The organism is Micromonospora sp. NPDC049081 (assembly GCF_040648835.1).
Taxonomy (GTDB): domain Bacteria; phylum Actinomycetota; class Actinomycetes; order Mycobacteriales; family Micromonosporaceae; genus Micromonospora; species Micromonospora antibiotica.
The window spans coordinates 115,384-124,601 of record NZ_JBEZEK010000001.1; the positions used below are offsets into that span (position 1 = coordinate 115,384).

At 75.0% G+C, this 9,218-nt stretch carries 1 protein-coding gene; it reads right to left on the reverse strand.

Features of this window, described 5'->3' with window-relative positions; genetic code table 11:
* Window positions 1-15 precede the first annotated feature (15 nt).
* Entirely contained in the window at window positions 16-9,210 is a 9,195-nt protein-coding gene (locus AB0B63_RS00310) for an SDR family NAD(P)-dependent oxidoreductase (protein WP_357013214.1), read from the reverse strand.
* Window positions 9,211-9,218: the final 8 nt, after the last annotated feature.

Here is a 9,218-nt window from a genome sequence, read left to right on the forward strand (position 1 = left end):
GGTGTGCCCGTCGGGTCATTCCAGGGAGATGCCGAGTTCGCGGTCGACGAAGGCGTAGACCTCCTCCGCCGAGGCGTCGGCGAGTTCCGCGTCGACGTTCTCCCCCGCTGCGGCGGGCTCGTCGAGCAGGGCGAGGATGTCCTTGAGCCGGGCCCGCGCCGCCGCCCGTGCCGCTGCGGCGAGATCCGCGGCGAGCACCTCGGCGTGCAACCGGTCCAGCCCGCCGAGCACCGCCGGGCCGGTGTCCCCGGCTCCGTCGGCGAACCGTTCCGCCAGGTAGGCGGCCAGTTCGGCCGGGGTGGGGTGGTCGAAGACGAGGGTGGCGGGCAGCCGCAGCCCGGTCGCCGTGCCGAGCCTGTTGCGCAGGTCCACGGCGGTCAGCGAGTCGTAGCCGAGGTCCCGGAACTGCCGTCCCGGGTCGACGTCACCGGCGGTGAGCCCGACGACGGCCGCCACCTGGCCGCGTACCAGGTCCAGCAGGACCGGGTCCCGGTCCTGCGGCGGGAGGGCGGCGAGGTCGACGGTCGGGGTGACGGGCACGCCGGTGGACCGGGCGGCGGGGACGAGGCCGCGCAGCACGGCGGGCAGCGCGTCGCCCTGCCCCCGCAACGCCGCCGGGTCGAGGCGCAGCGGAAACACCCAGGCCCGGGGCTGGGCCAGGGCGACGTCCAGCAGGTCGAGGCCGTCGGTGACGGGGATGGCGGCCACACCGGAGCGGGCCATCCGGCGGAAGTCGGCCTCGGTGAGGTGCCCGGTGATGCCGCCGACGCCCTCCCACAGCCCCCAGGACAGGGTGGTCGCGGTCAGCCCCCGGGCGCGACGGTGGTGGACCATCGCGTCGAGGAATGCGTTCGCGGCGGCGTAGTTGCCCTGCCCGGGCGCGCCGAAGACCGACGCGGCCGAGGAGAACAGCACGAACGCCGACAGGTTCCGCCCGGCGGTCAGCTCGTGCAGGTGCCACACCGCGTCGACCTTGGGCCGTAGCACGGCGTCGACCCGGTCCGGGGTGAGCGAGCCGAGCACGCCGTCGTCGGAGACTCCGGCCAGGTGCACCACGGCGGTCAGCGGGTGCTCGTCGGGGATGCCGGCGAGCAGCGCGGCGACGGCGTCCCGGTCGGCGGTGTCGCAGCCGACGACGGTGGCCTCCGCGCCGAGTTCGGCCAGTTCGGCGACGAGTTTCCCGACGCCGTCGGTGTCGGGTCCCCGGCGGCTGGTCAGCAGCAGCCGGGTCACGCCGTACCGGCGGACCAGGTGCCGGGCCAGGGCCGCGCCGATGCCGCCGGTACCGCCGGTGAGCAGCACGGTGCCGGACGGGTCGAGTGTGGTGCCCGGCCCGTCGACGGTCTCCAACCGGACCAGGCGGGGCACCAGCACCCGCTCGCCGCGTACCACGGCCTGGGGTTCGGCGGCGGCGACCACGGCGGGCAGCAACCGGCGGGCGGCGGCGGACCCGTCGAGGTCGACCAGCACGACCCGGCCCGGGTTCTCGGTGGCGGCGGTGCGCAGCAGGCCGAGCGCCGCGGCCAGCGGCAGGTCGTGGGGTTCACCGCCGGCGGTCGGCACGGCGTTCGTGGTCAGCACGACGAGGGTACGGTCGTCGGCGGCGGCCAGCCATTCCTGGACCAGTCGCAGTGCCCCGGTGGTGGCCGCGTGCGTGCGGGCGACGGTGTCGGTGCCGTCCGGGCCGGTCAGGGTCACCAGCCGGACCGGGCCGTCGGGGCGCTGCCAGGACGGCGGGTCGTCCCCGGCCGCGCCGACGGCGACCTCGGTCCAGTCGAGCCGGTACAGCGACTCGTGGTGGGTGGGACGCAGCGCTCCGGCGGACACCGGCCGCCAGTCCAACCGTTCGGCGACGGCCACCGGTTCGCCCGTACCGTCGGCGAGGGTCACCGCCACCGCGGACTCGCCGACCGGGACGAACCGGGCGCGCAGCGCGGTGCCACCGGGACGGACCACCCGCACCCCGCTCCACGCGAACGGCAGGCTCGGTTCGGCGGCGGTGAGGGAGTCGAGCATGACCGCGTGCAGGGTCGCGTCCAGCAGGGCGGGGTGCAGGGCGTACCCGGCGGCGTCGGGGCGGGCCGGTTCGGGGAGGGTGATCTCGGCGTACACCTCGGTGCCCCGTCGCCAGGCCCGGCGCAGCCCCTGGAAGGTGGGGCCGTACCGGTAGCCGGCGGCGGCGAGCGCCGGGTACGCGGCCGACACGTCGATCTCGGTGGCGTCGCGCGGCGGCCACTGGCGCAGCGCCTCCACCGGGCCGCCGTCGGGGGTGAGCGTGCCGTTGGCGTGGGTGGTCCACCCGGTGCCGCCGGCCGGCCGGGACCGGACGGTGACCGCCCGGCGGCCGTCGTCGGTGGGTGGGGCGACGGTGACCCGCAGGTCGACGGCCCTGCCCGCCGGCAGCACCAGCGGCGCGGCCAGGGTGACGTCGTCGACGCCGGCGCAGTCGACGCGACGGGCGGCGGTGACCGCCAGGTCGACGAACGCCGTGCCGGGCAGCAGCACCGTGTCGAGCACGGCGTGGTCGGCGAGCCACGGGTGGGTGGTGGTGGAGATCCGGCCGGCGAGGGTCAGCCCGTCGTCGTCGACGTGTTCGACGAGCGCGCCGACCAGGCCGTGGTCGGTGCCGGTGAGGCCGGCGGCGTCGACGCCGCCGGTGGGGCGGGCGGTGAGCCAGTACCGTTCCCGGGCGAACGGGTAGGTGGGCAGGTCGACCACGCGGGCACCGCTGCCCCGGTAGCAGGCCGCCCAGTCCACCCGGTGCCCCCGGGCGAACACCTCGCCGACGGCGGCGACCAGGGTGGCCGCCTCGTCCCGGTCCCGGCGCATCGTCGCGGTGACCGTGGCGTCCCCGGTCAGCAGGTCGACGGTCAGCGGGGTGAGGGCGGCGTCCGGGCCGACCTCCAGCAGGGTGTCGACGCCGGTGTCGCGCAGCGCGGCGACCGCGTCGGCGAACCGCACCGGTCGGGACACGTGGGCCACCCAGTGGTCGGGGTCGGTCAGGTCGGCGGGTCGCCCGGTCACCGTGGACACCACCGGAATCCGGGGCGGGTGGAAGGCGAGCCCGCCCACCACGGCGCGGAAGTCGTCGAGCATCGGCGCCATCAGCGGCGAGTGGAACGCGTGGCTGACCGTCAGCCGCCGGCCCGGCACACCGAGGGCGTCGGTCACCGCGGCCACGCCGGACGCGGTGCCGGAGAGCACCAGGGAACGGGGGCCGTTGACGGCGGCGATGCCCACCTCGTCGGTGAGCAGCGGCACCACGTCGGCCTCGGCGGCCCGGACGGCGGCCATCACACCGCCGGACGGCAGCGCGCCCATCAGCCGCCCCCGCGCGGTGACCAGGGTGGCCGCGTCGGCCAGTGACAGCACGCCCGCGACGTGCGCGGCGGCGATCTCCCCGATGGAGTGCCCGGCCAGCACGTCCGGCCGCAGCGACCAGGATTCCAGTAGCCGGAACAGGGCGACCTCGACGGCGAAGATCGCGGGTTGGGTGACGGTGGTGTCGTCGAGGCCGTCGCCGGTGTCGACGACGTCGGCCAACGAGCGGTCCAGGTGCCCGTCGCAGGCGGCGCAGACCTCGGCGAACGCGGCAGCGAAGACGGGGAAGGCGGCCCGTAGTCCCCGGCCCATGCCGACCCGCTGCGCGCCCTGCCCGGTGAACAGGAACCCCAGGTCGCCGGGGCCGGGGGTGACCAGCGGAAGGCCCCCGTCGGCCAGCGCCCGCAGGCCGACGGTGTCGGTGACCACCGCCCGCCGGTGCAGCGGCTGGCGGGTGGCCGCCAGGGAGAACCCGAGGTCGGCCGGGTCGACCCGGTCGGCGACGGTGAGCAGGTCGGCGGCGACGGCGCGCAGGCCGCGCTCGTCCCGCCCGGTCACCACCCACGGGGTGACCGGCGGCGGGGTCGGGGGTGCCGGGTCGACGGTCGGCGGGGCGGCCTCGACGATCACGTGGGCGTTGGTGCCGCTGGCCCCGAAGGAGGAGATCGCCGCCCGGCGCGGCCCCGGACCGGCCGGCCAGGGGCGCTGCTCGCGGAGCAGTTCCACCGCGCCCCGCCGCCAGTCGACGAACGGGGTGGGTTCGTCGGCGTGCAGCGTGCGGGGCAGTACGCCGTCACGCAGGGCGTGGACGAGTTTGATGATCCCGGCCACCCCGGCGGCGGCCTGGGTGTGACCGATGTTCGACTTCAGCGAACCCAGCCACAGTGGCCGGTCGGCCGGTCGCCCCTGACCGTAGGTGGCCAGCAGCGCCTCTGCCTCGATCGGGTCGCCGAGCCGGGTGCCGGTGCCGTGCGCCTCCACCAGGTCGACGTCGGTGGCGGCGACACCGGCCGTCCGCAGCGCCTCGGTGATCGCGGCCTGCTGGGAGCGGCCGTTCGGCGCGGTGAGGCCGTTCGACGCCCCGTCGGAGTTGACCGCGGACCCCCGGACCACGGCGAGGATCCGGTGGCCGTGGCGGTGCGCGTCGGAGAGTCGCTCGACGAGCAGCATGCCCGCGCCCTCCGCCCAGCCGGTGCCGTCGGCGTCCGCGCCGAACGCCTTGCACCGCCCGTCCGGGGCCAGGCCCCGCTGCCTGCTGAACTCGACGAACGTGCCCGGGGTCGACATCACGGTGACCCCGCCGACCAGCGCCATCGTGCACTCCCCGGCGCGCAGCGCGTGCCCGGCCAGGTGCAGCGCCACCAGCGACGACGAGCAGGCGGTGTCGACGGTCAGCGCCGGGCCGACCAGCCCGAACAGGTAGGCGATCCGGCCGGCGACGACACTCGCCGCGTTGCCCGTCATCAGGTAGCCGTCGACGCCCTCCGGGACGCGGGTCATCGTGGTGGCGTAGTCGTTGCCGTTGCCCCCGGCGAACACCCCGACCCTGGTCCCGCGCAGCGACTCCGGGGTGATCCGGGCGTGTTCGACGGCCTCCCACGCCGTCTCCAGCAGCAACCGCTGCTGCGGGTCCATGCCCAGCGCCTCCCGGCGGGAGATGCCGAAGAACCCCGGGTCGAACTCGGCCACCCCGGTCAGGAACCCGCCCTGGTCGGTGTAGCTGGTGCCGGGATGGTCGGGGTCCGGGTGAACCAGGTTGGCGAGGTCCCAGCCCCGGTCGGTGGGGAACGACGAGATGGCGTCGACGCCGTCGAGCACGAGCCGCCAGAGCTGTTCGGGAGTACGCACCCCACCGGGCATCCGGCAGGCCATCCCGATGATCGCCAACGGCTCGTCGGGGGCCGCGACGATGGAGCCGGGGGCGTCGCCGCCGGCGGGGCGGGTTCCGGCGGCGAGGTGCCCGGCCAGGGAACGGGCGGTGGGATGGTCGAACACGACGGTGGTGTGCAGGTCCGTCCCGGTGACGGCGGCGAGGCGGTTGCGGATGGTGACCGCCGTCATCGAGTCGATGCCCAGCTCCCCCAGCGGCCGGTCGGCGGTGACCCGGTCGGTGTCCGGGTGCCCCAGGGCGACGGCGATCTCCCGGCGTACCAGGGGCAGCAGGTCGGCCGGGTCGACCTGCCCGCCGGTGGGCTCGGGCGGCGGGCCGACGTACCCGCCGAGCACGCCGCGTACGCCCGGGGGGAGGTCGGCGACGCCGAGGGTGGCCGGGGTGAGGGCGGCGACCACCACGGCGGGTAGCCGACCGCCGACCGCGCGCCGCAGCGCGGCGACGGCGGCGTCGGCCGGTGCGGCGTCCACCCCCGCCACCGGCCGGTCGGCCGGGTCGGCCCAAGCCACGACGCTCGCGGTACGGCCCTGCCCGGCCAGCTTACGGGCGGTGTGGACGGCGACCGCGTGCCGCTGTCCCGCCGCCGGCAGGTCGGGCGCACCGAGGACGCCCGCGAGCGGGGTGAGCAGCACGACGGTGTCCGGCCCGCCGGTGAGGTCGAGGGCGTCGGCGTCGACGCCCGGGTCGGCGTGCACCAGGGCGGTCACCTCCGGTCCGGCCAGCGCGGCGGGCAGGTCGTCCGGGTGCACCCGGCGGACCGTCGCCCGCTCGGCGGTGAGCAGGTCGGTGAGCAGGTCGACGCCGGGGCCGTCGCCGGTGACCAGCACGGTGCGGTGTGGCGTCCACTCGGGCCCGCCGACGGGCACCGGGGTGAGTCGGCGGGCGCGGGCCCCGCCGGGACGCAGTTCGAGGTGTTCGGTGACCGGGCCGGTGGCGGCGAGGGCGGCCACCAGCAGGGCACCGGTGCGCGGGTCCGGGTCGGCGGGCAGGTCGAGGGTGCCCCGCCAGGTGTCCGGCCACGCCCAGCCCAGGGCCCGGCCCCGGCCGATGGTCGCGGCGTCCCCGGTGACCTGCCACACCGGGCCGGTGCCGGCGGTGAGCAGCGGGACCGGGTCGGCGGTGAGGGCGAGGACGCCGGTGACCGGGGTGCTGCCGGGGCCGTCGGCGACCTCGACCCGGGCACCGTGCCCGGTGAGCAGGTCGACGAACGGGCGCGGGTCGACGGTGCCGTCGGTGACGATGCGCCAGTCACCGTCGAGGGTCGGGGCCGCCGGCAGGTCGACGCTGTGCCAGGTTTCCTGGATCAGGTACGGCTCATCGCCACGGCGTACGGCTTCCAGCCAGTACCGCTGCCGTTGGAACGGGTACGTCGGCAGGTCGACGGTCTTGCCGCCCCCGTAGTACCCCCGCCAGTCGACCTCGTGCCCCCGCACCCACACCTGCGCCAACCCCGACACCGCACTGACCGCCTCATCCACACCAGGCCGCAGCATCGGGATACCGTCAGCCAGCAGGGACGACAGAGCGCCATCCGCGCTCAACTCCCACCACGACCGGGGGCCAGCCGCCTCGATCGCCTCGTGGAACCGCACCGGCTCACGCACCTGCCGCACCCAATACCCCGGATCCGAAAGATCCCCCACCTGCCCGGTCACCGACGACACCACCGCAATCCGCGCCGGATGAAACGACAAACCCTCCACCACCGCGCGGAACTCGTCGAGCATCGGCTCCATCAACGGCGAATGAAACGCGTGACTGACCGACAACCGCCGCTGCCGCACACCCAACACGGTCGCCACCGCATCCGCCGCCCGCAGGGTCTGCTGTTCCGGACCGGCGATCACCACCGCCGACGGACCATTCACCGCCGCGATCACCACGTCGTCGGACAGGAACGGCTGCACCGCATCAGCGGAGGCCCGTAGGGACACCATCGCCCCACCTGCCGGCAACGCCGCCATCAGACGAGCACGCGCCGACACCAACGTCACCGCATCCGACAGGGACAACACCCCCGACACATGCGCCGCCGCGATCTCCCCGATCGAATGACCCACCAGAACCGCCGGACGGACACCCCACGACTCCACCAACCGGAACAACGCCACCTCCACCGCGAACAACGCCCGCTGCGCCACCCCCGTCCCATCCAGACCCACACCGGAGACGATCGCGTCGCGCACATCCCCACCCAACAAGCCACACACCTCGTCGAACACCGACGCGAACACCGGAAACGCCCCACACAACCCCACACCCATCCCCACCCGCTGACCACCCTGACCCCCGAACACCACACCCAACCCATCCGACGCCAGCGCCCGAACCCCGGGAGCCAGCGACGCCCCGTCCGCGATCACCACACCGTCGAGCAGCACCGCCCGCTCGTCGAACACCGACCGCGTCGACGCCAACGACCACCCCACATCCACCGCCGACGAACCACCGACCACCCCCACCCCATCACCCGAACCCACAGCCAACCCGCCGAGCCGCCCGACCAACTCCCGCACCCCCGCGACCGACCGCGCCGACACCGGCCACGGCGTCACCCCCACCGGCACCGGTGACCCCGTCACCACCGCATCCGGCTCCGGAGTGTCCGCCTCCACCGGCGGCGGCTCCTCCACGATCACGTGCGCGTTCGTGCCACTGATCCCGAACGACGACACCCCCGCCCGCCGACGACCCCCGCCAGCCACCACCCACTCCCGCGACTCCCGCACCACCTCCACCCCACCCGACGACCAATCCACCAACCCCGACGGCTCACCCACATGCAACGACCCCGGCACCACCGCGTGCCGCATCGCCAACACCACCTTCAACACCCCAGCAACACCCGCCGCATGCTGCGTATGACCAAGGTTCGACTTCACCGACCCCAACCACAACGGCACCGACCGACCCCGCCCATACGTCGCCAACAACGCCTCCGCCTCGATCGGATCACCCAACCGAGTCCCCGTCCCATGACCCTCCACCACCTGCACGTCAGACACCGACACACCCGCCACCGCCAACGCCCGACGAATCACCCGCTCCTGCGACGGACCACTCGGCGCCGTCAAACCATTCGACGCACCATCCGAATTCACCGCACTACCCCGCACCACCGCCAACACCCGGTGCCCCTGCCGACGCGCGTCCGACAGGCGCTCGACCAGGAGCAGGCCGGCGCCCTCGCCCCAGCCGACACCGTCGGCGTCGGCCGAGAACGCCTTGCACCGGCCGTCCGGGGCGATCCCCCGCTGCCGGCTGAACTCGACGAACGTGCCCGGGGTGGACATGACCATCACCCCACCGGCGAGGGCGAGGTCGCTCTCCCCGGTGAGCAGCGAGCGGACCGCCAGATGCAGGGCCACCAGCGACGACGAGCAGGCGGTGTCGATGGTGACCGCCGGGCCGGTGAGCCCGAGCTGGTAGGCGACGCGGCCGGAGGCGACGCTCGCGGTGTTACCGGTGAGCAGGTGACCCTGCACCTCGGGCGGGGCCTCGTGCAGGCGGGGGCCGTAGTCCTGGTCGGTGGCCCCGACGAACACGCCGGTCGGGGTGCCACGCAGCGTCGACGGGTCGATGCCGGCCCGTTCCACCGCCTCCCAGGACAGTTCGAGCAGCAGCCGCTGCTGCGGGTCCATGCCGAGCGCCTCACGGGGTGAGATGCCGAAGAACTCGGCGTCGAAGTCCCCCACGTCGTGCAGGAAACCACCGGTGCGGGTGTACGTGGTGCCGGGGTGGTCCGGGTCGGGGTGGTAGAGCCGGTCGACGTCCCAGCCCCGGTCGGTGGGCAGCGGGGACGTCACGTCCACCCCGTCGGCGACCACCCGCCACAGGTCCTCCGGGCTGCGTACGCCGCCGGGGAACCGGCAGGCCATGCCCACGATGGCGATCGGCTCGGTGGCGCGTTCCTCCCATTCACGCAGCCGGCCGCGCGCCTCGCGCGCGTCGGCGATGGCCCGTCGGAGGTACTCGCGCAGTTTGTCCTCGTCCGCCACGTCAGTCC